Source organism: Cypionkella sp. PAMC25878 (assembly GCF_058135695.1).
Genome location: NZ_CM176871.1, coordinates 1063597 through 1087348, shown reverse-complemented (window position 1 = coordinate 1087348; position 23752 = coordinate 1063597). Strand labels below are relative to the sequence as shown.

Here is a 23752-nt window from a genome sequence, read left to right as displayed (position 1 = left end):
CGAACCAAGGGGAACACCATGCTGAAACACACCACCGTCTCGACCGCCCGCGCGTGGAACTCTTGGTCCGACCGCCCCGGCGAGATGGTGTTCCTCCCCCTCGGCATCCGCGTCACCCCGCTGCTGTATTCGTCCCGCCTGCGCCAATGCATCAAACTGGAACCGCGCAACGACACCCTCCGGCTTGGCCGCCACAGCATCGACGGCTCAATCATCGAGTTCGAAGCCGACCTCGCCGGAACGACCCTCGCCTTCGCCACCACAAAGCCTAACCCCTTTACCTTCCGCACCAAATGGACAGCGCCCAAAACCGCCGAATGGGGCCTGCGCTTCTGGGTCAACATCGCCATCTCCGCCGAAGACGGCACCCAAGCCAGCTTCGATCCCGCCCAAAACATCACCCTGCTGCAATCCGGCGACCGCTTCACCGCCATCGCCACCGAACACCCTCCGGTGCAAGTCACCGGCCACGAATCCCTAGACGCCCTCTGCGCCGATTACGCCGAAAACGGCTATTTCACCCGCGACAGCCGCGCCACCACCGCCCCCGTCCTCGCCCTCCGCTTTAACCTCGAAATGATGCGCTCCGGCACCTACGCCGCCGCCGTGGCCGACAGTGCCCCGCTGGCCATCGCTGCCGCGAAAGCCGCGCTTGCAGACCAACAACCCAGCCCCGACGCCACCACACCTCACGCCGAATCCCTGTCAGCCATCCGCGACATCGTCGGCTGGAACACCATCTGGGATGCCACCAACAACCGCCCCTACACCGCCGTCACCCGCATCTGGAACCTCGGTACCTTCGCCGTCTGGCACAACGACCAAACCTACGCCGCCCTATTAGCAGGCATCTTTGACACCGAACTTGCGCGCGAAAACCTCGCCACCGCCCTCTCCGCCGCCACTCCCCAAGGTAACTTCGCCTGCATCTCGACCTCACGCGACACATGGGTCGATCGCAGCCAACCGCCACTTGGCAGCCTGATCGCATGGCAACTCTACCAACGCTCTGGCGAGCGTTCGATTCTAGAGCAATGCTACCCCGCAATGGCCCGCAACCAACGCTGGTGGCGCGAAATGCGCGACCCCGATGGCACAGGCCTGATCTCCTGCGGCAGCTCTGACGTGGGCGAAGCGCTATACAAAGGTACCGCCTTTGGCGCGCGAAACGAAACCGGAATGGACAACTCCGCCACCCATGACGAGGCGATCTACGACCCCGAAACCCGCAGCCTCTCGACATGGGATCTCGGCCTGAACTGCGTCATGGCCCTAGACGCCGAAATGCTCAGCCTGATAGCCTCAGCCCTGGGCCGCCCCAATGAGGCCGCCGAATTCGAAACCCTCGCGACGACCCACCGCGCCCTGATCCAAACCCATCTTTGGGACGAAACCCGCCAAATTTTCGCCAACCGCCAACGCCACGGCGCTTTCGTCAAATCGCTTTCCCCTACCAGCTTCTACCCCCTCCTCTGTAACGCAGTCACCCCCGAGCAAACCACTCATCTTCTCCGCCACCTGTCGAACCCCACAACCTTCGCAGGCAAATACCCTCTGCCCAACGCCACCCGTGACGCCCCCGCATATCTCGATAACGTCTACTGGCGCGGCCGCATCTGGCCGAACGTCAACTACCTCGTCTGGCTCGCTCTGCGCCGCACCGGCCACTACCCCGAAGCCACCCTCTTAGCCGAACAGAGCCTAAACCTGTTCCTGCAAAACTGGCGTACAAACCGCATCGCCGCCGAAAACTACAACGCCACCACGGGCGAGGCGATGGACCAAGGCGACACCGACCCGTTCTACATCTGGGCCGGATTGCTGCCGCTGATGGCCGTCTCGGAACTGATCGACTTCGACCCATGGGCGGGCCTCACCCTCACCAACACCGCCCAACCCACCCAATGCGGCCCGATGGTTTCCCCCTTCGGCCCGCTTTCCGTCACGGTCGAAAACGCCACCCTCACCGCCACGATCAACGCCCAACCCGCCCTCTCCTTCACCTTCCCCGGCACCCTGACAAACCTACACCTGCACCCCAGCCGCATCACCGCCACCCTGCACCACGTCACCACCGCAGGCCGACTGACCCTCCACCGCCAAACACCCGAGCCCCCCCTCCTCGCCCACCTCAACGGCGAGGTGATTCGCAGCCTCCCAATCTACGGCGGTTTCACCTTTGACATCACCCCCGCAGACCAGGGCGCAAAACTCGACGTGATATTTCCAAACTAAACCAGCCGCTTCCAAATTCTGTAAAAAAGATTTGACAGAAGCTTCCGGCAAAATAATGGTATGTACGCCAACAAATAATTGCCGTCGGGAGAATGGCTTGTTGGCATGGAGAACCGGGCAAGAAGCCCACCAATCCATCGAAAACCAGCATTTGCCGGAGGCCCAGCCATGCCGCCGCGCCCCAAGCCTGCTTGCCGTCAGTCCACCGACGGTTCACCATAACAACGGCCCAGCAATCGGGCCTAACGGAGGTCTGATATGTCTAATTTCTCAAGACGCGACACGCTGCGGCTGCTGTCTGCTGCCATCGCTGCCGTAGGCGCATCCACCGCTTTGCCCGCCCGCGCCGCTGGTGGCAAAATCACCGTACTGAACTGGAAAGGCTACGGCACCGATGAGGCTTGGTCGTTGGAAGCCTTCCAGAAAGCCACGGGCATCGAAGTCGTCCACGATTACTTCTCGTCCGAGGCCGAAAGCCTGACCAAAATGCGCACCAATCCCGGCGCTTATGATGTGGTCCTGCTGAACTCCGCCCGCGTCTCGACCGCCGCCACCGAAGGCCTGATCGAGCCTGCGGATCTGTCCAAAGTCCCGAACGCCGCCGACGTGAACCCCGACCTTCTCGCCAACCCGAACTTCACCATCGACGGCAAAGGCTATGCGGTGCCGTGGGTTTGGGGGATGACTTCGGTTGCTGCGCGTGAGGGTATTGCCATCGCCAGCTACAAAGACCTCGCCGCCCCCACCTATGCGGGCCGTTTCGCGATGGACGATGACGCGATGATCGCCGTCGCCATGGGCGCTTTGATGACCGGGCAAGACATCAACGATCCCGCCGATCTGCCCGCCATCACCGAGACGCTGAAATCGCTGAAACCCAACGTCAAAATGCTGTGGTCGTCCGAAGACCAATGGAACAAATCCTTCGCCGCCAATGAATTCGACGTCTCGGTGTTCTGGTCCGGCGGCGCTGTCCGCTCCAAACGCAACGCCAAACTGCCCGTCGATTTCATTGTCCCGACCGAAGGCGCAATCGTCTGGGTTGACGGCCTTGCCGTAGCAACCGGCGCACCAAACCCCGAGGGCGCTGCTGCCTTCATCAACTGGATGATTGACCCGAAATTCTACGTCGAATGGGCCACCAAAGTCGGCGCACCCGCTTCCGCCAACGCCAAAGCCCTCGCTGCTCTGCCCGCCGATGACCTTTCTGCCCAAGTCCACAAGCCGGAATACATGGTGAGCAAAAACGTCATGTCGGCGATGCCCGACGAACGCCGCGAGGCTTTCAACAACCTGTGGCAAGAAGTGAAAGCCTTCTATGCCGAATAAGGCAACCCCACAGCGCGCTCCGAAAGGGGCGCGCATCCTGCCGCAATGGGTGTCCACCACCGCCCTGCTGCTGCCCGCTTACGGCTGGCTGACCCTTGCGGTTTTCCTGCCGCTGCTGACGATGTTCCTGTTCAGCTTCATGAACAAAACCCCGATGGGCAAAGCCCCGATCGAGTTCACCCTGCGCCATTACCGCGCCTTCATCGACCAGCCCTACCTGATCAAAATCGCCACCAACACGCTGCTGATGGGCCTGTGGACCACCCTCGCCTGCGCCATTTTAGGCTTTCTCGCCGCCCTCGCTTTGGTGCGCTGCACCCATGGCGCGCGCCGCGAAACCCTGCTGATCCTGATCCTGCTGCCATTCTGGACCAACGGCCTTGTCCGGGTGTTCTCATGGACGATGGTGCTGCGCGAGAACGGTTTTCTCGACAATATCTGGCACTGGATCGCCCCCACCGCTGGCTCCATCGCCATCCTCTACAGCCGCGAGGCCATCGTGATCGGTCTTGTCCACGGCTATCTGCCCTACATGATCCTCACCTGCTACATCGCCCTCGTCACCATCGACGACGCGATTATAGAAGCCGCCCAAAGCCTTGGCGCGCGCTGGTGGGTGATCGTGAGCAAAATCCTGATCCCGCTCGCCGCCCCCGGCCTGATTTCCGGCGCGGTCCTGACCTTCGTCCCCGTCATCGGTTCCTTCATGGAGCCCCGCATCCTCGGCGGCAAAGTCGGCGTCACCATGGGCACGGTGATCGAAGACCAATTCACCCAAGCCTTCAACTGGCCTTTGGGCGCATCTTTGTCATTCACCCTTCTCGCCGTCACCATGGCGATCTTCGCCACCTTCTCCGGCGTGCTGCGCCGTGGCTCCGGAGGTACCGCATGACCCGCTTAGGTCAAATTTTCCTTGGGTTGATCCTGATCTTCCTCTACACCCCCATCCTTGTCTTGATGGCAATGGGCTTCAACGAATCCGAGCTTTACGAGCTGCCCTTCCACTTCTCGACCCGCTGGTATTCTGCCCTCGCCTCCAACACCGAACTGCTGACCTCCAGCTTCAACTCCATCGTCCTCGCCGTGATCACCGCAATTGTCGCCACCGCCATCGGCACTCTTGCCGCATTGGCCCTGTCGCGCCGCACATTCCGCGGCCGCAGCCTGCTGCAACTGCTGCTGCTGCCGCCCATTGCGATTCCGTGGCTGATCACCGGCACCGCCATGCTGATCTTCTTCTTCTGGACAGGCATCGGTCGCGGCATGCACGCGCTGATCATCGGCCACGTCGCCCTTGCCGTGCCCTATGTGGTCCTCGTCGTCGGCACCGGCATGAAATCGGTCCGCGCCGACCTCGAAGAAGCCGCGATGAGCCTTGGCTCAACCCCGATCCACGCCTTCTTCGCGATCACACTGCCGCTGCTGTTTCCCTCGATCCTTGGTGCGGCCCTGTTCGCCTTCGCCGTCTCGCTGGATCAGTTCGTGATCTCATATTTCCTGTCCTCGCCCGGCTACACCACCCTGCCGGTGCAAATCTATTCCGCGATCCGCAAGGGTTTCACGCCCGAGATCAACGCCATCTCGACCCTGCTTTTGCTCGGCTCGATGACGGCAATCCTGATCTTCGCCCGTTTCGCCAAACCCGGAGGCCCCAAGTGACCAGTGTTTCCGTCCAAAACGTCGCCAAAAGCTTCGGCGCTGTCCCCGTGCTGCGCGACATTGACGCGGTGTTCCCGCAGGGCACCTTCACCAGCCTTTTAGGCCCTTCCGGTTCCGGCAAAACCACCCTGCTACGCATCATCGCGGGCTTCGTGGCCCCCGACCAAGGTGAGGTGACAATCGGCGAAAAGGACGTCACCGGCATCCCGGTCTGGGGCCGCAACATCGGCATGATGTTCCAATCCTACGCCCTGTTCCCCCACATGACCGTCGCCCGCAACGTCGCCTTCGGGCTGGAACGGCGCGGCATCAAGGGCGCGGAAGCCCAAAAGGCCGTCGCCGAGGCTTTGGATATGGTCCACCTCTCGGATTTCGGCGACCGGATGCCGAAAAACCTGTCGGGTGGCCAACAACAACGCGTCGCCCTCGCCCGCGCCATGGTGATCAAACCCTCCGTCCTGCTGCTCGATGAACCCCTATCAGCCCTGGACCGCCGCCTGCGCCAAGAAATGCAAGTCGAACTGCTGCGCATCCAGCGCCAGACCGGCCTCACCACCATCTTCGTCACCCACGACCAAGAAGAAGCCCTCACCCTCTCCGACCGCATCGCCATCCTCGACAAAGGCCGCATCGTGCAATCCGGCGCGCCGGAAGACATCTACGAAAACCCACAAACCCGCTTCGCCGCCGAATTCCTAGGTGATAGCAACTTCCTGACCGGAACCGTAGAATCCGGCGCAATCCGCCTCCCCGATGGCGCCCTGATCCAAACCACCGCCCCCCTGCCCGCGAACGGCCAAAAAGCCACCCTCGCCATCCGCCCAGAGAAAATGTCTCCCACAGCGATAGACGGAGCCACCAACCAGATCGCCGCAAAAATCCTCACCGTGATCTACGCTGGCCCCGCCCTATCCTACCTGCTGCAAACCCCTGACGGCACCCGCCTGAAACTGTTCCAAGCCAACCGCGACGGCACCCTGATGTGCGAGGGCGACACCATCACCCTGCACTGGTCCCCCGCCCATTCGATCCCCGTGCAAGACTGATGCTGCCCCCCATCTCGCCCCACACAAAACACATAGTCATCGACCTGCAACGCCTGTTCGCCGAACCGCACGGCTGGCATGTGCCCAGCATAGCCGACATCTTGCCCAACGTGGTGACCCTCTGCCAAACCACCGCCGAGAACACCCGTTATTCCCGCTTCATCACCCCACCCAATCCGCAAGCCGCCATGGGCCGCTGGCAAAACCTCTACCAAGCCTACCCGCAGGTCACAGGCCTAGACGCCGCAATCCTCGACCTTATCCAACCGCTCAAGCAAATCGCCCAGCCTGCCCAAATCTTCGACAAAACCACCTACTCGATCTTCCCCGCCATCCAACCACACCTAGATCAAACCGACACCCTGATCCTCTCCGGCGCCGAAACCGATGCCTGCGTCTACGCCAGCCTGCTCTCCGTCGTTGACCTTGGCCTGCGTGTCATCCTCGCCACCGACGCCGTCACCAGCTCCGACCAAGCCGCCCACGAAGCCACCCTCAACATCATCGCCCGCCGCCTGCCCAACCAAGTCGAACTGGCCACCACCTTCGAGATCCTCGCCGCATGGCCGCGCTGACCCCCGCCGATCTGACCACTGACGAGAAAATCACCCTGCTCCACGGCCGCGGCCTCTGGCGCAGCCAGCCCATACCCCACGCCAATATCCCCTCCATCATCATGACCGACGGCGCCTATGGCCTGCGCTATTCTACCACTCAAATCGACGCTGGGGCCGACACCCTGACGCAATTCCTGAACGTCGCCAAAGACGGCATGTTCGGCACCACTTTGCCCGCCACCTGCTTTCCCAACGCCAACCTGTCCGCCTGTTCTTGGGACAACGATCTAGCCTATCAGATGGGCACGGCGCTTGCGTCCGAATGCCGGGCCGCTGGCGTGCATCTGCTGCTCGGCCCTGGCATCAATCTGCGCCGTACCCCATTCGCGGGCCGCGCCTTTGAATATTATTCCGAAGACCCTATCCTCACCGCCGACCTCGCCGCCGCGATGATCAACGGCCTGCAAGACCACGGCATCGGCGCGTCGCTCAAACATTTCGCCTGTAACAACTCGGAAATCGACCGCACCAACATCAGCTCGGATGTCAGTGAACGTGCCCTGCGCGAGATCTATCTCTACGCCTTTGAACGCGCCATCGCCCGCTGCAACCCGTGGACGGTGATGAGCGCCTATAACCCGCTCAACGGCACCCAATCCGCCGAAAATCCTTGGCTGCTGACCCAAGTTTTGCGCCAAGACTGGGGCTACGATGGCCTTGTGATTTCCGACTGGCACGCCATCAAAGACCGCCCCGCCTCGCTGCTGGCTGGCACCGATCTGGACATGCCCGAAAGCCCCCGCCGCCGCGAAGCCCTGCGTGCAGCGATCACAAACGGCAGCATCCCAATGGCAGCCCTAGACCAATCGACAGCCCGGATGCTCCAGCTGCTAAACCGCATCCAAACCGCCAACGCTGCCCCGCCAAACAACCCCACCGCCCACCATCAACTCGCCCAAAACATCGCCACCGAATCCCTCGTCCTTCTACAAAATGACGGTACCTTGCCGCTGCCCAAGGCTAATTTCCGCCTGTTAATAATCGGTGAAGGCGCCACCAATCCCACCATCCAAGGCTCTGGTTCCGCCTCCACTCGCCCCACCCGCGTCGACATTCCGCTCGACGAAATCCGCGCCCGCCTCGCCACCACAACCCACCTTCCCTTCACCGCCACCCTCGAAGAAATCGCAACCCACAACCCCGACGCTATCCTGATCTTCGCCACCAACCACAGCAGCAGCGACGGCGAAGGCGCAGACCGCCAATCGCTATCTCTCGCCCCCGACCAAGACGCCCTAATCGCCAGCCTCGCCCAATCCCACCGCATCATCGTCGCTCTCACCTCGCCCGATGCCGTGGAAATGCCTTGGGCCGGTGACGCCGCCGCCATCCTCGCCTGCTTCTACCCCGGCCAAGGCGGTGGCGCGGCCCTCGCCCGCGTGCTGTTCGGCGAGGCCAACCCTTGCGGCAAACTCACCACCACTTTCCCGCAAAAAAGCGCCGACATCCCGGGCCACCTCAGCTATCCGCCCGAAGGCCTGCACCACACCTATTCCGAGGGCATCTTTGTGGGCTACCGAGGCTATGACGTCCGCGAGATCGCCCCGCTGTTCCCGTTCGGCCACGGCCTCAGCTACACAACATTCCGCTACGACAGCCTCACGCTATCGGATGATAACATCACCCCAACAGGCTCTATTACCGCTCAAATCACTCTCACCAACATCGGACACCGCGCCGGCAAAGAGATCGTCCAACTCTACATCCGTCCGCTAAACCCTGATGGGCGCCGCCCCCTACGAGAACTCAAAGCCTTCGGCAAAATCGCGCTGAACCCCGGCGAGACGGGCACCCTAACCCTCGCCCTCACCCCCCGCGATTTCAGCCATTTCGACCCAACCGAAGGCCGTTTCGTGCTGCGCGGTGACGCCTTCCTCATCGAGGCCGCCGCCTCCAGCCGCGACATCCGCCTCACCGCCCAAGTGCAAGGCTACCACCAACCCAAGCTGCCAATCCCCCTGCTCACCACGACCTCCGCCAATAAACTCCTCACCGACTCCCGCGCCGAAGCCGTCTTACTGGCCGTGCTCTGCGCGAACCTGCCGATGACAAAACCGCAGGCACAGAGCCTCATCGACAACAGCCGAACCTCTTTCCTTGGCCTCTACGATACGCTCAGTTGGTATATTGCTGACAGCCTGCCCGAAGCCGCGCTGCAACAGGCGCTTGACGCCGCGTCGAAACCCTAGACCACCCGCCCCCATCCGGTTATGCACTTGCAACGGCGTCTGAAAACGACCCGGCACAGTGGAGACACAGCGTGAGCGAAGCGGCCCAAGACACAAACTCTCCCGACCCCAGCACCTATGTGCTTGAGGATCAAATCGGCTTCCTGCTGCGCCTTGCCAACCAGCGCCATTTGGAAATTTTCGCAGCCGCCCTGTCAGACGTGACCCCCACCCAGTTCGCCACCTTGGTCAAACTGCACCAGCTTGGCGTGATGTCGCAAAACCATCTGGGCCGTTTGGTCGCGATGGATGCCGCCACCACCAACGGCGTCGTCACCCGCCTGCGCAAGAAGGGTTTTGTGCAGACCCAAGCCTCGACCAGCGATCTGCGGCGGCTGGATGTGTCTTTGACAGCGGCGGGTGAGGCCTTCGTGCTGGCCGCCATTCCCACCGCTTTCGAGGTCTCGGCGAAGACCACCGATGCACTGACCACGCGTGAAATGACGCAGCTTTTGGCTCTGCTGGCAAAGCTTTAAAATGCGCCATTTCAGGTTGGGGCTGCCGCGCGCGCTTCTTAACAAACAATGAACGACGCATATCTAAGCTATTGATTTATATAAATTTACGCTCCTGTCCACGCGTGGACACACCTTCAACCCTTGACGACCCCCGCCGCCACCCAGTCATCAAACCGCGCCAAAACCGCGTCAGAGAACGCCGGATCATTGATATGGGCGTCCAATTCCAGCAGGTCCACATTCGCCGGGCAGGCCACCCGCATCTCCTCACAAAACGCCGCCAACCCCGCTGCATCCTCCAGCGGAGCCCCCGGCCGATCCCATTCATGCCCACCCCGGGTGGGCATGAAAAACACCACCGGCCCCGCAGCCCCGGCCAGCTTGCCACAGATTTCCCGCGCCACCAGCCGCCGCTGATCCGTGGTCTGAACCACCGAGGTCAGCAGCCGATTGTGGGCATGCGCCGGGGTGTCCTTGAACTGATCCGGCAAGGGCTGCCACGCCACGAAGTCAATCAGATCATAGCAGCCAATCGACACCATCTGCGGGATTCCCGCCCGCCCCGCATGGGTCATCCGATCCGCGCCCGCCGAGATTGCCGAGCCAAACAGATGGTTCGCCACCTCTTGCGGCGCGAAATCCATCACCGCCGCAAACGCCCCATCGGCGGCCAAACTCTCAAACGCCCGCCCGCCCATTCCAGTCGCGTGAAACACCGCCACCTCAAACCCCCGCGCCTCTAGTGCCGGTTTCAGAGCCACCATGTAGCGCAGCACCGTCTTGCCGAACCCTGTCATCCCGATCAGCGGCTTCTTTGCTGCAGGTTGCTCCACCGCCCGCGCCGCCCCCAACACTGCTCCGGCCGCCTGAGACAGCGAGGCTTTGCAAACCGAATTCAGCCCATAGAGCCCCCCCGCCCACAAGATCATCTGAATATCCGCCGCCAATCGCGCGGGCGGGATCATTGGGCTGAAACTGACGGTTGAGACCACGTATTTTGGCACCCCGAGCGGTAACGCCGCACACAGATCCAGTGCCAGATCGGTGCCCATCGACCCGCCCAACACCAACACCCCATCAAACCGCCCCTCGCGATAGAGCCGCCCCGCCAAGGTCGCAGCCCCGTGCGCCATCGCCTGCATCGCGACGTTTTCATCCTCAGCCGTGATGATCGCCTCAATCGTCGTGCCCGCCTCGGCCACCACATCATGCTTCGACCAATCTGTCGCCGCTTTGGGGTTGCCCAGCACTGAGACATCCATCGTCAAAGCTTCACCGCCCTGCTTGCGGATCACCTCGGCCAGATAGGTCAGCTCGTCGTCTTTGGTGTCATATGTGCCGACGATCAGGATGCGATTGCCCATGATTTCCCCAAAACAGTCCCTATTAGAGCTGAATCCACGCGGTTTTCAGATCGGTATACTTGTCCAGCGCGTGCAGGCTCTTGTCGTGGCCATTGCCAGACTGCTTCACCCCACCCAACGGCACGGAGTTATCAGACCCGCCATAAGTGTTCACATGCACCACCCCCGCGCGTATCCCTCGTACCATTCGATGCGCGCGACTTAGGTTTGAGGTCCATACCCCCGAAGCCAGTCCGAAATCGCTGGAATTCGCCAGCCGCAGCGCTTCGGATTCGTCCTTGAACGGCGTAACAGCAAGGATCGGGCCGAAAACTTCCTCCCGGTACAGGCGGTGCTCTGGACGCACACCAGTCACCACAGTCGGCTCCATGTAATAGCCGCCGGTTTCCAGCAGCGTGCGCTTGCCCCCTAGAACGATCTCGCCGCCTTCCTTCACGGCATCGGTGACGAAACCAAGGTTGCCCTGCAACTGCACGTCGGAGTTCACGGCACCGATCTGGGTGGCAAGGTTCAGCGGATTGCCGATCCGCATTTTTTCAGCACTAACAGCCAGCATAGAGACGAATTCATCATGCACCGAAGCCTCAACCAACAGCCGCGAGCCCGCCACGCAGACCTGTCCCGCATTGCGGAAAATCGCCGTCGCCGCGGCTTTGGCAGCAGCAGGCAGATCAGGCGCATCAGCAAAAATCACGTTCGGGCTTTTGCCGCCAAGTTCGAGATAGCAGCGCTTCAGGTTGGAGCGCGCCGAATATTCCAGCAACCGCCGCCCGGTCGGCCCCGATCCGGTGAACACCATCACATCGACATCCATCGACAGGGCTAGGGCCTCGCCCGTCACCCGCCCCGGCCCTGTTACGACGTTGAACACTCCCGGAGGAACGCCAGCTTCCAGCGCCAATTCGGCCAGTTTCAGCAAGGTTAGAGACGCAGTTTCAGCAGGCTTCAGCACAATCGAGTTGCCCGCAGCCAATGCAGGCGCAATCTTCCACGCACCGATCATCAGCGGGAAATTCCACGGCACAATCGCCGCCACCACCCCAACGGGTTCACGATGGATCAGCGCCAGAATGTTGTCAGCGGTCGGGGCAATCTGGCCGTAGACCTTATCAATCGCCTCGGCATAATAGTGGAAAGTTCCAGCGGCACTGCCCGGCTCGGCTTTCAGCGCCATGCCAATGTCGGTGCCATTGTCGCGCACCCCCAAAACCGCCAGTTCGAGACTGTTTTTCTCAATCAGATCGGCCAATCGGTGCAGCACGGCTTTGCGACTAGCAGGCGGCATCCGCGACCAGATACCGGCCTCAAAGCTAGCCCGTGCCGAAGCCACCGCGCGCGCCACATCCCCGACAGAAGCGGCGGCGGTTGTGGTCAGCTTTTGCCCATTGATCGGCGAAAGCACCACCGTCTCCCCCGCCTCACCCTCCAGCCATTTGCCATCAATCAGCAGTTTGCCAGCAGGCACCGCAACGGCGGCGAGACGGTCGATATCACTTTGGGTTGGCGCGGCCATCAAGCACTCCTGCGGCATGAAAAAGGGCGGCCGTTGCCGGCCGCCCATCGTGTTTCGGTTTAGACTTTGGTTTTGCCCAGATCGGCGAATTTTGCCGGATCTGCGGCTTTCAGTTTCGCGGCCAGCAAGATGCCGACGATGGCCGCGACGATCACCAGCGACGGCAGCATCCACGACAAATTGCCCTCAGCCCCGGTCAGTGCGCCGAAGTCCATGAATATCTTGACGAACAGCACCGCCATGATCACGCCCGAGATGATCGGCAGGATCTTGATGGAAAGTGCCGTCTCCCCCATCGCATCCTTTGCAAAAAACGCGATCACCGCAAACGAGGTCAGCGACATCAGCCCCAACACGCCCAGAGTGCCCAACTGCGACAACCACGAGAACAGGTTGAGCACCGGATCAAGCTGGTAGACCACGAATACGGTCACGAAGATCAGCGCCAGAACGGTCTGGATCACCGAGCCGATATGGGGCGACAGGTGTTGCGCATGGGTGAAGCCGACCGCAGCGGGCAGGATACCTTCGCGCCCGGTGACGAAGATGTAGCGGGCGATGGCATTGTGAAAGGCCAGCAGGGCCGCAAAAACCGAGGTTACGAACAAGATGCCCATGATCATCGACAGGGTATCGCCCAGATAGGTGCTGCCCAGCTGGAACAGGAACATCGTCGGGTCCATACCGCCCAATGTTGGCATCAACTGATCGTTGCCGATCCCCATCACCATCAGCCAAGAGGTGATCGAATAGAAAATCCCGATCGCCAGCACCGAAAGGAAGGTCGCGCGCGGCACGGTGATATGCGGGTCGCGGGCTTCTTCCGAGTAGATCGTGGTCGCCTCAAACCCGATGAACCCAGCGAAAGAATACAGGATGCCAATCGACCAAGTGCCCGAGAAGATGTTTTCGGGCATGAAGGGCGCAAAGTTCAAACCGCTCGCGCCGCCTTTGGCGAGTATGACGATATCCAGCAGCATGACGATGGCAAACTCGAAAAACACCAGCACCATCAGCACTTTGGCCGATAGATCAACTTGGCGATAGCCCAGCACTGCGATGATGGCGATGGCGGCGTAAGACCAGTAATACCATGGCAGATCGACGCCAAACTGCGCGAAAGTGCCTGCAGCGGCATAGCCGAACAGGCCCATCAGCCCGATCTGCATGGCGTTGTAGGACAGCATTGCGATCAAGGCCGCAGCGCCGCCGACATGGCCGCCCAAACCCTGCGCCGCGAAAGCATAAAACGCGCCCGCGTTCTTCACATGCCGCGACATCGCGACATATCCGGCGGAAAACATCAGCAAAATCGCCGTCACGATCAGGAAGGTGCCGGGGATGCCGATGCCATTGCCGAGCAGCATCGACAGCGGAATGCCACCCGCAGCCCCGGTCAAGGGTGCCGCCGCCGAGACCACCATGAACGTCACAGCCGCCACGCCCAGCGAATTTTTCTTCAGTTGGTTTGAAGGAATGCCAGCCTCAGCCATGCTGCACCCCCGGATGTGCGGAATTTTTCATTCGCGTTCCCTTCCTGTCGGTTGACTGCCTCCGTTCATCGGTGGCTTTCGGTTTGTTATTTGAACCGATGGTTCGATTTCATTTGACAGCACCCGCGACATTCTGTCAACTGAAATGAAAGAACTGGCCTGCGGGGTCGGATCAGAATGTTGGACGCAAAATGGGTACTGTTTCTAAAGCACTGGAATTGCTAGATTACTTCACCAAGGCGCGCCCACTTATCGGGCTGTCGGATATTGCGCGTTTGGCGGATCTGAACAAAGCCACCTGTTTTCGCCTGCTGACCGAGCTTGGCGAAAATGGCTTCGTCGAGCAGGTCGGCACCAGTCGCGAATATCGGCTTGGCCCCAGCGTCCTGCGTCTGGCGGCGCTGCGCGAGGCTCAGGTGCCAACGCGCGATGCCGCGATGCCGGTGCTGCAATCTCTGGCGCAGCAAACTGGCGAGACAGCGCATCTGTCGCTGCTGATTGCCGATATCCTGCGCCCGCTGGCGCATGCCTACAGTGCGGCACATGCCACCAAGGTCATGCTGGAAGATACCGAGACTCTGCCGTTTCATGCCACCTCGTCTGGTCTTGCGGTGCTGGCGTTTCAGCCCGAAGCCTTCCGCAACGCGGTGCTGGCAAAGCCGCTGGCGCAGTTGACCAGCACGACACTGACCAACCCCGCCGCCCTGCGCGCCCGCATCGCTGAGGTGCGGGGTTTGGGCTATGCCGAAAGCCGGGGCGGCTACGAATCGGATGTTCATTCCATGGCGGTGCCACTGTTTGACGCTTTGGGTCGGTGCAGCGGCGCGCTGGCGGTGGCTGCCCTTGGCACCCGGATGGGTGAGGCGCAGCGCCGCATGATCCGCTACGCACTGCTGCAAGCGGGCACTGAGATCACCACACTCTGGGGCGGCACTTTGCCCGCCGATATCGCGACACTGTGGCGCTTGGCCGCCTGACGGAAGGAAAGCCGATGAAAGACGAAAACTACCTGAAAGCCAACAATGCCCGCAGCATGTGGCATCCGATGACCGCGCCCTCTGACAGCCTGAAAAACCCGCCTGCAATCATTGTTGGCGGCAAAGGCGTGCGGATCACCGATATCGACGGGCATGAGACGGTCGATGGCGTCGGTGGGTTGTGGAACGTCAACCTCGGCTACTCTTGCCAGCCGGTGAAAGATGCGATCACCGCGCAGATGGAGCGGCTGCCGTATTATTCGACCTTCCGGGGCACCTCGAACGATTGTGTGATTGAGCTGGCTGAGGAATTGCGCAGGTTTTTCGAGCCTGATGGCCTTGTCAGAGCCTTTTTTACCTCAGGTGGGTCAGACTCGGTTGAAACCGCGCTGCGGCTGTCGCGACAATATCACAAGATCAGGGGCGATCAGGGCCGGGTGAAATTCCTCAGCTTGAAAAAGGGCTACCACGGCACCCACATGGGCGGCGCATCGGTGAATGGAAACGCCAACTTCCGCACCATGTATGAGCCGTTGTTGCCCGGTTGCCACCACATTCCGGCCCCCTATACCTATCGCAACCCGTTCAATGAGACCGATCCGGCCAAGCTTGCGCAACTCTGCCTTGCCGCGCTGGAGGATGAGATTGCTTTCCAAGGTGCCGCGACCGTCGCGGCCTTCATCATGGAACCGATCCTAGGCGCAGGCGGCGTGATCCTTCCGCATGAAAGCTTCATGCCGGGGGTGGAGGCGATCTGTCGCAAGAATGGCATCCTGCTGATTGCAGATGAAGTGATCACCGCTTTTGGCCGCACCGGGGCTTGGACCGGCAGCCGTTTGTGGGGCGTCAAGCCGGATTTCGCTTGCACTGCCAAAGCGATCACCAACGGCTATTTCCCCTTCGGCGCCACGATGATTTCCGAGCGGGTGGCAGAGGTGTTCGAATCTGATGAGACCGGCAAAGCCGCCATCGGCCACGGCTACACCTACTCCGGCCATCCGGTGGGTGCTGCGGCGGCACTGGCGTGTTTGGCGGAAACCCAAAAGCTGAACGTCAAGGAAAACGCTGCCGCGCGCGGAGCTGAGTTGCATCAGGGTCTGCTGGATTTGCAAACCAAGCACGAATTAATCGGCGATGTGCGCGGCGGGCATGGCTTGATGTGCGCGCTGGAACTAATCGCGGATCGGACCACGAAAAAGCCCGCCGACAAAGCCATTCCCGGCAAGGTGCAGCAGGTTGCTTACAAAGAAGGCGCGATGGTGCGGGTCTCTGGCAACAACATCATCATGTCGCCGCCCTTGGTGCTGACCTCGGCGGATGTGCAGGTGATCTTGTCCAGCTTGGACGCAGGCTTTGCGGCGCTCTAATCACTGCACTGCCTCGGCCAAACGCGGCGCAACGGCGCGGACTTGGGCGATATAATCCCGCAACATCGGCACCCGGCGCGGGCGAAAGCTTGCGCCGGTCAAGGCCACATCTTGCATCCGCCCCAGATGAAAGCGACGGAAGTCTTGCCGCAAGCAACACCATGCCAAACACATCAACGCTTGATCAAAATACACAATCGACAGCGGCCATATCTGCCGCTGCGTCTGGGTGCCATTCACATCAAGATAGCTCAGCGCCACCTCTTGCTCGGCCCAAGAGGCTTCGCGCAACAAAGCCACATGCGCGGGCGGCGCGGTTCGGGTTTGAAACTTGATCGAGCGTGATACCGCATGCACCGCTTGCCGCTGCACCCGTTCCGGCAGGGTGGCGACGATCTTCGCCATCGCCACTTCCGCCGCCTTGGCCATCGCCGGATCGCCCATCTGCCGCACCTCGGCCAGACCGAGCACCAGCGCCTCGACCTCTAGCCGTGTGAACATCTGCGGCGGCAGCGCGGGGTCTTCGGTCAGCGTATAGCCCACTCCCGCCTCACCGTCGATCAGCGCGCCACCCGCCCGCAAACTGTCGATGTCACGATACAACGTCCGCGCCGAGACACCCATTTCCTCGGCCAGCCGCGCAGCCGTCACCGGCTGCGGCAACATCCTCAGAGCAGTCAGCAGTCGGAAAAGGCGATCAGACTTGGCCATAGCATCCTGACGGTTTCTGGCAGTAGGCCTCTAGCATAAAGAGCCCATCGCAAAACACAACGGAGACGAAACATGCTGACCCTATTCCACGCCCCGAACTCGCGCTCATCCGCCATCGTGACCCTGCTTGATGAGATGGGCATCACCGACAAGGTCGAGATCCGTCCTGTCGACATCCCGCGCATGGATGGCTCGGGCGGGCGCGACCCGTCCAATCCGCACCCCGAGGGCAAGGCCCCTGCGCTGTTGCACGACGGTCATCTGATCACCGAACGCGGCGCGATCATGCTGCATCTGACCACGCTGTTCCCCGAAGCGGGGCTGGCACCCCCCGTCGGTTCGCCGCTGTGGGGCGAGTATCTGACGTGGCTGTCCTGGTATCAGGGCGTGTTAGAGCCTGTTTTGGTGATGGACGCACTTGGCCTTGACCATCCGGGCATCCCGCGCACGTTCCGGGGCCATCCCGAAGCTGCTGCCCGCATCCGCAGCGCGCTGCAGAAGGGTCCGTGGCTGCTGGGTGATACATTTTCCGCCGCCGATCTGCTTGTCCATTCGCCCTACGCTTGGTTCAAAGATGTCACCCCCGACGATCCGTTGATCCGCGATTGGGTGGCGCGTTGTATGGCACGCCCAGCACGGCTGCGGGTGCTGGCTGCAGATGCCGCAGCGATGGCGAAAACCGCCTGAGGCCAGTCACAGCCATAACTTTCGCAGTTATCTTCCAACAATGCGCTGCCGCTACGTCGGCAGCGCATTGCCGAGTTTGCGGGTCAGCTCGCGCGCAGAAGATTGCACAGCCCGCGTGATCACCGCCTGTAGCTCAGCGGTCAGGCGGTGGCAGGGAGTCGCCACTGCAATCGCGCCAACGGCTGCTTTGTCAGAGCCAAAGATCGGGCAGCCGATGCCGCAAACATCGCCTTCATAGGATTTGTCGATACTGGCGTAACCCAAGCGCCGCGTCTCTGTCAGGGCTGCTGTCAACTCTGCCTGCGTGGTCATGGTGTTGGGGGTGAACGCCACCATCGGCAGCGCCATGGCCCGTGCGACCACATCCGGCGCGGCAAAGGCCAGAAACGCCAGCCCCGAGGCCGTGGCATGAAACGGCAAGGTCTCAGACCCGCGCATTGAGACGCGATTGGCCCTTTTGCTTTCCGTAGTGGCGATCACCGCCAGCGCATTGTTGGTGTAAAGTGAGCAATGCGCGGTCTCGCCGGTTTCCTCGGCCAAAGCATCCAGCATAGGTTGCACTACGGCAATCACCGGAAACGTCGCCTCCCGCAACCGCGCCAGATGCAGCACGGCGGGGCCAAGGCGATACAACTTGCTACCCGTATTTTGCTCGATCAACCCTGCCTCCCGCAAAGTGTTCAGCAGGCGGTGTACCGTGGCCTTGTCGTGGCCCGACAGCCGCGCGGCGTCGGACAGACCGATCTCGGGGACTGATTCGGAAAACAGATCCAACAGCGACAGCGCACGTTTCACAGCTATGGTCATGGAATCCTTATCTCTTTTAACGTGTTAAATAAAATATCTGCCCAGTTGACGTAGAGCCAGTTTCTCTGCACGATATTTGAACCAACGGTTTACACAATGAACCATACAAACAGGGAGAAGGAAATGGCAAAATTCATCCGGCGTGCGGTGCTGGGCGGAGTACTGAGCGGGGTGGTCATTGCCACCGTACTGGCGTCCACGATTGCAGCATCGGCAGAAGACACCAAGGTGCGTATCGCCTATTTTCTCGCCGACAGTATGCTTCCCGCACTCTACGCACAGGAGAAGGGCTATTTCGCCGCAGCCGGGATCGCGCCCGAATTCATCGCCGTGCAAGGCGGTCCTGCGGTGGTGGCGGCGATTGCCTCGGGCGAGGCCGATATCGGCTATTCGTCTCCGGTGCCGCCGATCAATGGTCGGCTGAACGGTGTGCCGATAAAGATGTTCCTGCAACTGTCGCAAGAGGTTGACCCAGATAAGAAATACACTTGGCTGGTGGCCTCGGGCGCGTCGGGGATCAAAGATATGGCTGGAGTAAAGGGCAAGAAAATCGCCTTTAACGCCAATGGCGGCTTGTGCGAATTGATGTGGCGCGATCACCTTGCCGCCACCGGGCTGACGATTGACGATGTGCAACCCGTGGTGCTGCCCTTCCCCGAACAAGAAGCCGCACTTGAGCAAGGCAATATCGACGCAACCTGCGCGATAAACCCGTTCTATTCCTCACTATCTGGCAATACAGCGCTTGCCCCGGTGACGATCGCTGCAGGCACGCTGCATGATCTGACGCAGCCCTTGATGAATGACGCGCTGTTTGCCAGCGATGATTGGCTGGCTGCGAACGGTGAAGCCCTGGTGAAGGTGGCCCAAGTTATGGACAAAGCGCGACATGAATTGCTGGGCAACCGTGCCGCTCTCGAAGGCGCTGCGGTGCAATTCATGGAATTGACACCTGAAGCCGCCAAGGCCTTCAATCTACCGATTGTCAAGGAAAGCATGGCGATCACCGGGGCCGATGTGCAGCGGATTCTCGATGCGATGATCGCAACCGGGATGCAGCCCGGCCCGCTGAACGGCGCCGATTTCGTGGCCGAAGTGAAGTATTGATCTTGCAGGGCGGTGCCGATTGGCCCGGCCTTTGCTTTGGGGGACGCCACGATGACAGCACTTCTGACCACCAGCGCGGTGGGCAAACATTACGGCAGCGGTGCCGCGCGGATGCCGATCATTGACGGGTTGGAGCTGTCGATTGCCAAAGGCGAATTCGTGTCTTTGGTCGGGCCCTCGGGCTGTGGCAAAACCACTTTGCTGATGTGTCTGGCCGGGCTGCTGGCCCCCTCCGAAGGGCAAGTGCGGTTTAACGGGCAACTGGTGACGGCACCGCCGATTGGGCTTTCGGTGGTATTTCAAGACTATTCCCGCAGCCTGCTGCCGTGGAAAAGCAACCTCGACAACGTGCTGTTCGGGATGCGGCGGGTGCAGTTGTCTGGCCCTGAAAAGCGCGCCCGCGCGGTAGAGATTTTAGCGGCTGTTGGGCTGACTGGCTTTGAGGCGCATTTTCCATGGCAGGTTTCGGGTGGGATGCAGCAAAGGGTGGCGATTGCGCGCGGCATTGCCGCCCAGTCGCAACTGTTGTTGCTGGATGAGCCTTTGGCCGCAGTCGATGCACAGACGCGGGCGGATATGCAGGATTTGCTGCTCGATCTGGCCAAGCGATTTAATCAAACCTGTGTGCTGGTGACACATGATGTTGAGGAAGCCGTCTATATGGCCAACCGGGTGCTGGTGCTTGGGCCGCGCCCGACAAAGGTGGTGCGCGAGGTGATTGTTGACCTGCCGATGCCGCGCGACCAGTTGGCCACCCGTGAAGACCCGGCCTTTCTGCACGCGCGCCACGAGGTGATGGCGCTGATCCGCGGCATGCGACAGGGGAAGGCGCTGGCATGAACTGGGCAATTTGGGCCGAGCGGCTTCGGGTGCCGATTTGCGCCGCCTTGGTGCTGGGAGCGTGGCAGCTCGTCTATGCTTTGGGTGTGGTGCCCGAGAAATACTTCCCCTCTATTCCCACCATCGCGACCGCGTTCTGGGCTATGCTGAATGACGGCACGGTGCTGTCAGCTTGGGCGGTGACCTTTGGGCGCGCGACGGTTGGGCTGATCGGGGCCGCACTGCTGGGCGTGGCACTGGCGATCATCTCTGACCTCTCGCCCGTGCTGTCGCGCGGCATCCGCTATATATCGGACGTGTTGCAACCGATCCCGCCTGCCGCCTTCGTGCCGATGGCGGTGTTCATGCTGGGGCTGGGGACCAAGCTATACGCCTTCGTGATCATCCTCGTCACAATCTGGCCGCCCTATCTGAACGGGGTGGCTGCCTTGGCGGGGGTCGGATCAGTGCAACTGAACACCGGCCGGATGTTTGGGCTGACCAACTGGCAACTGCTGTGGCAAGTGAAACTGCCCGCCGCTTTGCCCGAGATTTTCACCGGCATCCGCTATGCCGCGACCATCAGCCTGATCGCGGTGATCGTGGCTGAAATGCTGGCGGGGCGTGATGGCATTGGCTTTATGATCTTCAAGAAAGCCTTCGCGCTGCGCACCCCCGAGGTGTTTGGCCTGATGTTTCTGGTCGGCCTGAATGGCGTCTTGCTGAACGGCTTGGTTAATCTGCTGCGGCAGGGTCTGACCGGATGGCACATCAAGATGATGGAGCCCCGGAATGAAACGAGAAACGCGAATCGCCCTGCTGGGCCTGCTGGTGCCGCTGGGCATAGTCATTCTGTGGCAAATCGCGGCGCTGCTGCAAAAAACACCGCTGTTTCCGGGGCCGGGCAAGGTGGTGGTTGCGATCTGGGACAACTACCCGGTGATCCTGCACCAGTTGGGCATCACCCTGCTGCGCGCCTCGGCGGGCTTTGCGGTGGCGGTGGTGACGATGATTCCGCTGGGGATTTTCTTGGGCCGGGTGCGGGTGGTGGGTAAAGTGTTGGAGCCGCTGATGGATATGCTGGCGACCCTGCCGCCACCTGCGATCATCCCCTTGGTGATGTTGTTTGCGGGCACCGGGGATTGGGCGAAGATCGTGATCATCGCCTATGCCGCCGCCGTGCCCTTGCTGATGAACAGCTATGAGGCGTCACATTCGATCCATCCGATGCTGTCGCGCGTGGCCAAATCACTGCATCTGTCGCGGCTGGAGACGATGCGGTTGATCGACTGGCCCTCCAGCCTGCCGATGATCGCGACCGGCGCGCGGTTGGCGATTGCGTCCAGCCTGCTGGTGTCGGTGACATCGGAAATGCTGCTATCGACCAATGGCATCGGCACTTACTTGCAACGCAGTCAGGAGAATTTTCGCATTGATGCCGGGCTGGCGGGGATCGCTTTCATCTCGTTGGCGGGGGTTTTGGTGAATGCCGGGGTGTTTCGATTGGAGAAGAAATGGCTGTTCTGGCACTATCGTGACCAGCGGCCAGCGGAGTAGATCATGGTCAAAAACATCCTGTTCATCATGTGCGATCAGTTGCGGGCGGATTACCTGTCTTGCTACGGCCATCCACATCTGCACACGCCCAACATTGATGCCCTTGCCGCGCGCGGGGTGCGCTTTACGCAAACCTTCGTGCAATCCACCATTTGCGGCCCCTCGCGGATGTGCGCCTATACCGGGCGCTATATGCGCAGCCACGGCAGCACGCAGAACGGCGTGCCGCTGAAGGTGGGTGAGTTGACGCTGGGCGACCATCTGAAACCGTTGGGCGTGCGCACGGTTCTCGTCGGCAAGACCCATATGGTCGCGGACGAGGATGGCATGGATCGCTTGGGCATTGATCCGGCGTCGGTGATCGGCGTGCATGTCAGCGAATGTGGCTTCGAGCCCTATGAGCGCGACGACGGCCTGCACCCCGACGGCCCCTATTCCCCCGACCCCGCCTATGACAGCTATCTGCGCCGCCAAGGCTATGCGGCGGAAAACCCTTGGGAGCATGTGGCGAACTCGGGTTTGGCGGCGGATGGCACGCTGCAAAACGGCTGGCTTTATGCCCATGCCGACAAGCCCGCCCAAGTGCGCGACGACGACGCCGAGACGCCCTATATGACCAGCCGCGCCATGCAGTTCATGGCCGAAGCACAGGCCGATGGCCGCCCGTGGTGCCTGCATCTGTCCTACATCAAACCGCATTGGCCCTATATCGTCCCCGCCCCCTATCACGACATGTATGGCCCCGATGAGCTGCTGCCTGTGGTGCGCGATGAGGCCGAGCGGCAATCGGCCCATCCGGTGCTGGCGGCGTTTCAGGCCGAACGCTATTCCACCGTCTTCAACCGGACCGGCGCGCGCGAAACCGTGATTCCAGCCTATATGGGGCTGATCAAGCAGATCGACGATCAGTTGGGCCACCTGTTTGCCTTCATGGACAAGGCGGGGCTGACCGAGGAGACGATGGTGGTGTTCACCTCAGATCACGGCGATTATCTGGGCGATCATTGGCTGGGTGAGAAATACATGTTTCACAACCCATCCGTCAAAGTGCCCCTGATCATCGCCGATCCCTCACCCGCCGCCGATGCCACCCGCGGCACGGTTTCGGATGCTTTGGTTGAGATGATTGACCTTGCCCCAACCTTCGTCGAAGCCTTCGGCGGCCCGCCCCTGCCGCATATCCTTGAAGGTCGCTCCCTTCTGCCCTTACTGCGCGCAGAAAGCCCCTCGTGGCGCAAGGTGGTGATCAGTGAGTACGACTATGCCTTTGATTTAGCGCGGGTAAACCTAGCCGTTCCAATCCCTGATGCGCGGCTCTATATGGTTTATGACGGGCGGTTCAAATATATCCACGCCGACGGCTTCGCACCGATGCTGTATGATCTGACAACCGATCCGCAGGAATTCACCAATCTCGGCACCGATCCCGCCCATACCGAAACCCGCGCCCGGCTGTACGAGGCTTTGGCGAAGTGGAGCCGAACCACCCGCACGCAAACCACGGTGTCAGATGCCGCAGTCATCGCCTCGGACAAGGCAGCGCAGGCCTATGATCTGAACCTCGAATCCGGGGTTCTGATTGGTTATTGGGATGAGGCGGAACTGGCGACGGAGCAGGCAAAGCGCACCGCATTCAAAGCATCGCTATAGCCGCCGCTTGGGCAAGGGCAGCAAGTTTAGCCCCGTTATGTCGTGTGACCAATCCAACCGGATTGCGCGGGTCATGAAAGCAAAAGGGCCGCCCAAAGGACGACCCTTTCCAAGTCAAACCGCAGTCT

At 61.0% G+C, this 23752-nt stretch carries 21 protein-coding genes; 16 read left to right on the top strand and 5 right to left on the bottom strand.

Going from position 1 to position 23752, the window contains the following annotated elements; all coding sequences use genetic code 11:
- Positions 1 to 18: 18 nt before the first annotated feature.
- The 8 genes from ACS5RD_RS05035 (at position 19) to ACS5RD_RS05000 (ending at position 9590) form a co-directional block, all read left to right on the top strand.
- Positions 19 to 2235: an MGH1-like glycoside hydrolase domain-containing protein gene (locus ACS5RD_RS05035; RefSeq protein ID WP_489930274.1), complete on the top strand. Its 2217-nt coding sequence runs from the start codon at positions 19 to 21 to the stop codon at positions 2233 to 2235.
- A 258-nt stretch (positions 2236 to 2493) separates the two neighbouring features.
- Positions 2494 to 3564 carry an ABC transporter substrate-binding protein gene (locus ACS5RD_RS05030; RefSeq protein WP_489930273.1) on the top strand — a complete coding sequence of 357 codons (1071 nt, stop codon included), beginning with the start codon at positions 2494 to 2496 and terminating at the stop codon, positions 3562 to 3564.
- Positions 3554 to 4456: an ABC transporter permease gene (locus tag ACS5RD_RS05025; protein WP_489930272.1), complete on the top strand. Its 903-nt coding sequence runs from the start codon at positions 3554 to 3556 to the stop codon at positions 4454 to 4456. Before ACS5RD_RS05030 ends, ACS5RD_RS05025 begins: the two co-directional genes overlap by 11 nt.
- Positions 4453 to 5223 (top strand): ABC transporter permease, encoded by a 771-nt coding sequence (locus ACS5RD_RS05020; protein ID WP_489930271.1) that lies wholly within the window; start codon positions 4453 to 4455, stop codon positions 5221 to 5223. Before ACS5RD_RS05025 ends, ACS5RD_RS05020 begins: the two co-directional genes overlap by 4 nt.
- Positions 5220 to 6269 carry an ABC transporter ATP-binding protein gene (locus ACS5RD_RS05015; RefSeq protein WP_489930270.1) on the top strand — a complete coding sequence of 350 codons (1050 nt, stop codon included), beginning with the start codon at positions 5220 to 5222 and terminating at the stop codon, positions 6267 to 6269. The genes ACS5RD_RS05020 and ACS5RD_RS05015 overlap by 4 nt, the downstream gene beginning before the upstream one ends.
- Positions 6269 to 6844 carry a cysteine hydrolase family protein gene (locus ACS5RD_RS05010; RefSeq protein ID WP_489930269.1) on the top strand — a complete coding sequence of 192 codons (576 nt, stop codon included), beginning with the start codon at positions 6269 to 6271 and terminating at the stop codon, positions 6842 to 6844. The genes ACS5RD_RS05015 and ACS5RD_RS05010 overlap by 1 nt, the downstream gene beginning before the upstream one ends.
- Positions 6832 to 9075 (top strand): beta-glucosidase, encoded by a 2244-nt coding sequence (locus ACS5RD_RS05005; protein ID WP_489930268.1) that lies wholly within the window; start codon positions 6832 to 6834, stop codon positions 9073 to 9075. The genes ACS5RD_RS05010 and ACS5RD_RS05005 overlap by 13 nt, the downstream gene beginning before the upstream one ends.
- Before the next feature lie 71 nt (positions 9076 to 9146).
- Positions 9147 to 9590, top strand: a complete 444-nt coding sequence (locus ACS5RD_RS05000; RefSeq protein ID WP_489930267.1) for a MarR family winged helix-turn-helix transcriptional regulator — start codon at positions 9147 to 9149, stop codon at positions 9588 to 9590.
- 116 nt (positions 9591 to 9706) lie between these two features.
- Here ACS5RD_RS05000 and ACS5RD_RS04995 read toward each other — a convergent pair whose 3' ends face one another.
- From ACS5RD_RS04995 to ACS5RD_RS04985, 3 genes are read right to left on the bottom strand one after another with little or no spacing between them, the layout of a single operon-like run.
- A complete protein-coding gene (locus ACS5RD_RS04995; protein ID WP_489930266.1) occupies positions 9707 to 10936 on the bottom strand; it encodes a Tm-1-like ATP-binding domain-containing protein in 1230 nt (409 codons plus the stop codon).
- Positions 10937 to 10958: 22 nt separating this feature from the next.
- The gene (locus ACS5RD_RS04990) at positions 10959 to 12449 is read right to left on the bottom strand and encodes an aldehyde dehydrogenase family protein (protein ID WP_489930265.1); all 1491 of its coding nucleotides are present in this window, start codon (positions 12447 to 12449) and stop codon (positions 10959 to 10961) included.
- A 59-nt stretch (positions 12450 to 12508) separates the two neighbouring features.
- Positions 12509 to 13942 carry an APC family permease gene (locus ACS5RD_RS04985; RefSeq protein WP_489930264.1) on the bottom strand — a complete coding sequence of 478 codons (1434 nt, stop codon included), beginning with the start codon at positions 13940 to 13942 and terminating at the stop codon, positions 12509 to 12511.
- Between the two features lie 191 nt (positions 13943 to 14133).
- Between ACS5RD_RS04985 and ACS5RD_RS04980 the strand changes: the two genes are divergently transcribed.
- Both ACS5RD_RS04980 and ACS5RD_RS04975 read left to right on the top strand, forming a co-directional pair.
- Complete coding sequence (locus ACS5RD_RS04980; protein WP_054005541.1) at positions 14134 to 14919, top strand: IclR family transcriptional regulator; 786 nt, start codon at positions 14134 to 14136, stop codon at positions 14917 to 14919.
- A 14-nt stretch (positions 14920 to 14933) separates the two neighbouring features.
- The gene (locus tag ACS5RD_RS04975) at positions 14934 to 16286 is read left to right on the top strand and encodes an aminotransferase class III-fold pyridoxal phosphate-dependent enzyme (RefSeq protein WP_489930263.1); all 1353 of its coding nucleotides are present in this window, start codon (positions 14934 to 14936) and stop codon (positions 16284 to 16286) included.
- Here ACS5RD_RS04975 and ACS5RD_RS04970 read toward each other — a convergent pair whose 3' ends face one another.
- On the bottom strand, positions 16287 to 16997 hold the full coding sequence (locus ACS5RD_RS04970; protein WP_489930262.1) for a helix-turn-helix transcriptional regulator: 711 nt from the start codon (positions 16995 to 16997) through the stop codon (positions 16287 to 16289).
- 72 nt (positions 16998 to 17069) lie between these two features.
- Here ACS5RD_RS04970 and ACS5RD_RS04965 point away from each other — a divergent pair, with 72 nt between their 5' ends.
- Complete coding sequence (locus ACS5RD_RS04965; protein WP_489930261.1) at positions 17070 to 17684, top strand: glutathione S-transferase family protein; 615 nt, start codon at positions 17070 to 17072, stop codon at positions 17682 to 17684.
- A 51-nt stretch (positions 17685 to 17735) separates the two neighbouring features.
- Here ACS5RD_RS04965 and ACS5RD_RS04960 read toward each other — a convergent pair whose 3' ends face one another.
- Complete coding sequence (locus ACS5RD_RS04960) at positions 17736 to 18491, bottom strand: IclR family transcriptional regulator (protein WP_489930260.1); 756 nt, start codon at positions 18489 to 18491, stop codon at positions 17736 to 17738.
- 123 nt (positions 18492 to 18614) lie between these two features.
- Between ACS5RD_RS04960 and ACS5RD_RS04955 the strand changes: the two genes are divergently transcribed.
- The 5 genes from ACS5RD_RS04955 to ACS5RD_RS04935 are packed head-to-tail and all read left to right on the top strand — an operon-like array spanning position 18615 to position 23624.
- Entirely contained in the window at positions 18615 to 19598 is a 984-nt protein-coding gene (locus ACS5RD_RS04955; protein WP_489930259.1) for an ABC transporter substrate-binding protein, read from the top strand.
- Between the two features lie 51 nt (positions 19599 to 19649).
- A complete protein-coding gene (locus ACS5RD_RS04950; protein WP_489930258.1) occupies positions 19650 to 20438 on the top strand; it encodes an ABC transporter ATP-binding protein in 789 nt (262 codons plus the stop codon).
- On the top strand, positions 20435 to 21472 hold the full coding sequence (locus ACS5RD_RS04945) for an ABC transporter permease (RefSeq protein WP_489930257.1): 1038 nt from the start codon (positions 20435 to 20437) through the stop codon (positions 21470 to 21472). The genes ACS5RD_RS04950 and ACS5RD_RS04945 overlap by 4 nt, the downstream gene beginning before the upstream one ends.
- Entirely contained in the window at positions 21357 to 21974 is a 618-nt protein-coding gene (locus ACS5RD_RS04940) for an ABC transporter permease (protein WP_489930256.1), read from the top strand. The genes ACS5RD_RS04945 and ACS5RD_RS04940 overlap by 116 nt, the downstream gene beginning before the upstream one ends.
- Before the next feature lie 3 nt (positions 21975 to 21977).
- Positions 21978 to 23624 (top strand): sulfatase-like hydrolase/transferase, encoded by a 1647-nt coding sequence (locus ACS5RD_RS04935; RefSeq protein ID WP_489930255.1) that lies wholly within the window; start codon positions 21978 to 21980, stop codon positions 23622 to 23624.
- Positions 23625 to 23752 lie beyond the last annotated feature (128 nt).

Bases quoted from the DNA above. Each gene is read 5' to 3' on its own strand.
- ACS5RD_RS05035 (WP_489930274.1), top strand. From the start codon at position 19: ATGCTGAAACACACCACCGTCTCGACCGCCCGCGCGTGGAACTCTTGG.
- ACS5RD_RS05030 (WP_489930273.1), top strand. From the start codon at position 2,494: ATGTCTAATTTCTCAAGACGCGACACGCTGCGGCTGCTGTCTGCTGCC.
- ACS5RD_RS05025 (WP_489930272.1), top strand. From the start codon at position 3,554: ATGCCGAATAAGGCAACCCCACAGCGCGCTCCGAAAGGGGCGCGCATC.
- ACS5RD_RS05020 (WP_489930271.1), top strand. From the start codon at position 4,453: ATGACCCGCTTAGGTCAAATTTTCCTTGGGTTGATCCTGATCTTCCTC.
- ACS5RD_RS05010 (WP_489930269.1), top strand. From the start codon at position 6,269: ATGCTGCCCCCCATCTCGCCCCACACAAAACACATAGTCATCGACCTG.
- ACS5RD_RS05005 (WP_489930268.1), top strand. From the start codon at position 6,832: ATGGCCGCGCTGACCCCCGCCGATCTGACCACTGACGAGAAAATCACC.
- ACS5RD_RS04995 (WP_489930266.1), bottom strand. From the start codon at position 10,936: ATGGGCAATCGCATCCTGATCGTCGGCACATATGACACCAAAGACGAC.
- ACS5RD_RS04990 (WP_489930265.1), bottom strand. From the start codon at position 12,449: ATGGCCGCGCCAACCCAAAGTGATATCGACCGTCTCGCCGCCGTTGCG.
- ACS5RD_RS04985 (WP_489930264.1), bottom strand. From the start codon at position 13,942: ATGGCTGAGGCTGGCATTCCTTCAAACCAACTGAAGAAAAATTCGCTG.
- ACS5RD_RS04980 (WP_054005541.1), top strand. From the start codon at position 14,134: ATGGGTACTGTTTCTAAAGCACTGGAATTGCTAGATTACTTCACCAAG.
- ACS5RD_RS04975 (WP_489930263.1), top strand. From the start codon at position 14,934: ATGAAAGACGAAAACTACCTGAAAGCCAACAATGCCCGCAGCATGTGG.
- ACS5RD_RS04970 (WP_489930262.1), bottom strand. From the start codon at position 16,997: ATGGCCAAGTCTGATCGCCTTTTCCGACTGCTGACTGCTCTGAGGATG.
- ACS5RD_RS04965 (WP_489930261.1), top strand. From the start codon at position 17,070: ATGCTGACCCTATTCCACGCCCCGAACTCGCGCTCATCCGCCATCGTG.
- ACS5RD_RS04960 (WP_489930260.1), bottom strand. From the start codon at position 18,491: ATGACCATAGCTGTGAAACGTGCGCTGTCGCTGTTGGATCTGTTTTCC.
- ACS5RD_RS04955 (WP_489930259.1), top strand. From the start codon at position 18,615: ATGGCAAAATTCATCCGGCGTGCGGTGCTGGGCGGAGTACTGAGCGGG.
- ACS5RD_RS04950 (WP_489930258.1), top strand. From the start codon at position 19,650: ATGACAGCACTTCTGACCACCAGCGCGGTGGGCAAACATTACGGCAGC.
- ACS5RD_RS04945 (WP_489930257.1), top strand. From the start codon at position 20,435: ATGAACTGGGCAATTTGGGCCGAGCGGCTTCGGGTGCCGATTTGCGCC.
- ACS5RD_RS04935 (WP_489930255.1), top strand. From the start codon at position 21,978: ATGGTCAAAAACATCCTGTTCATCATGTGCGATCAGTTGCGGGCGGAT.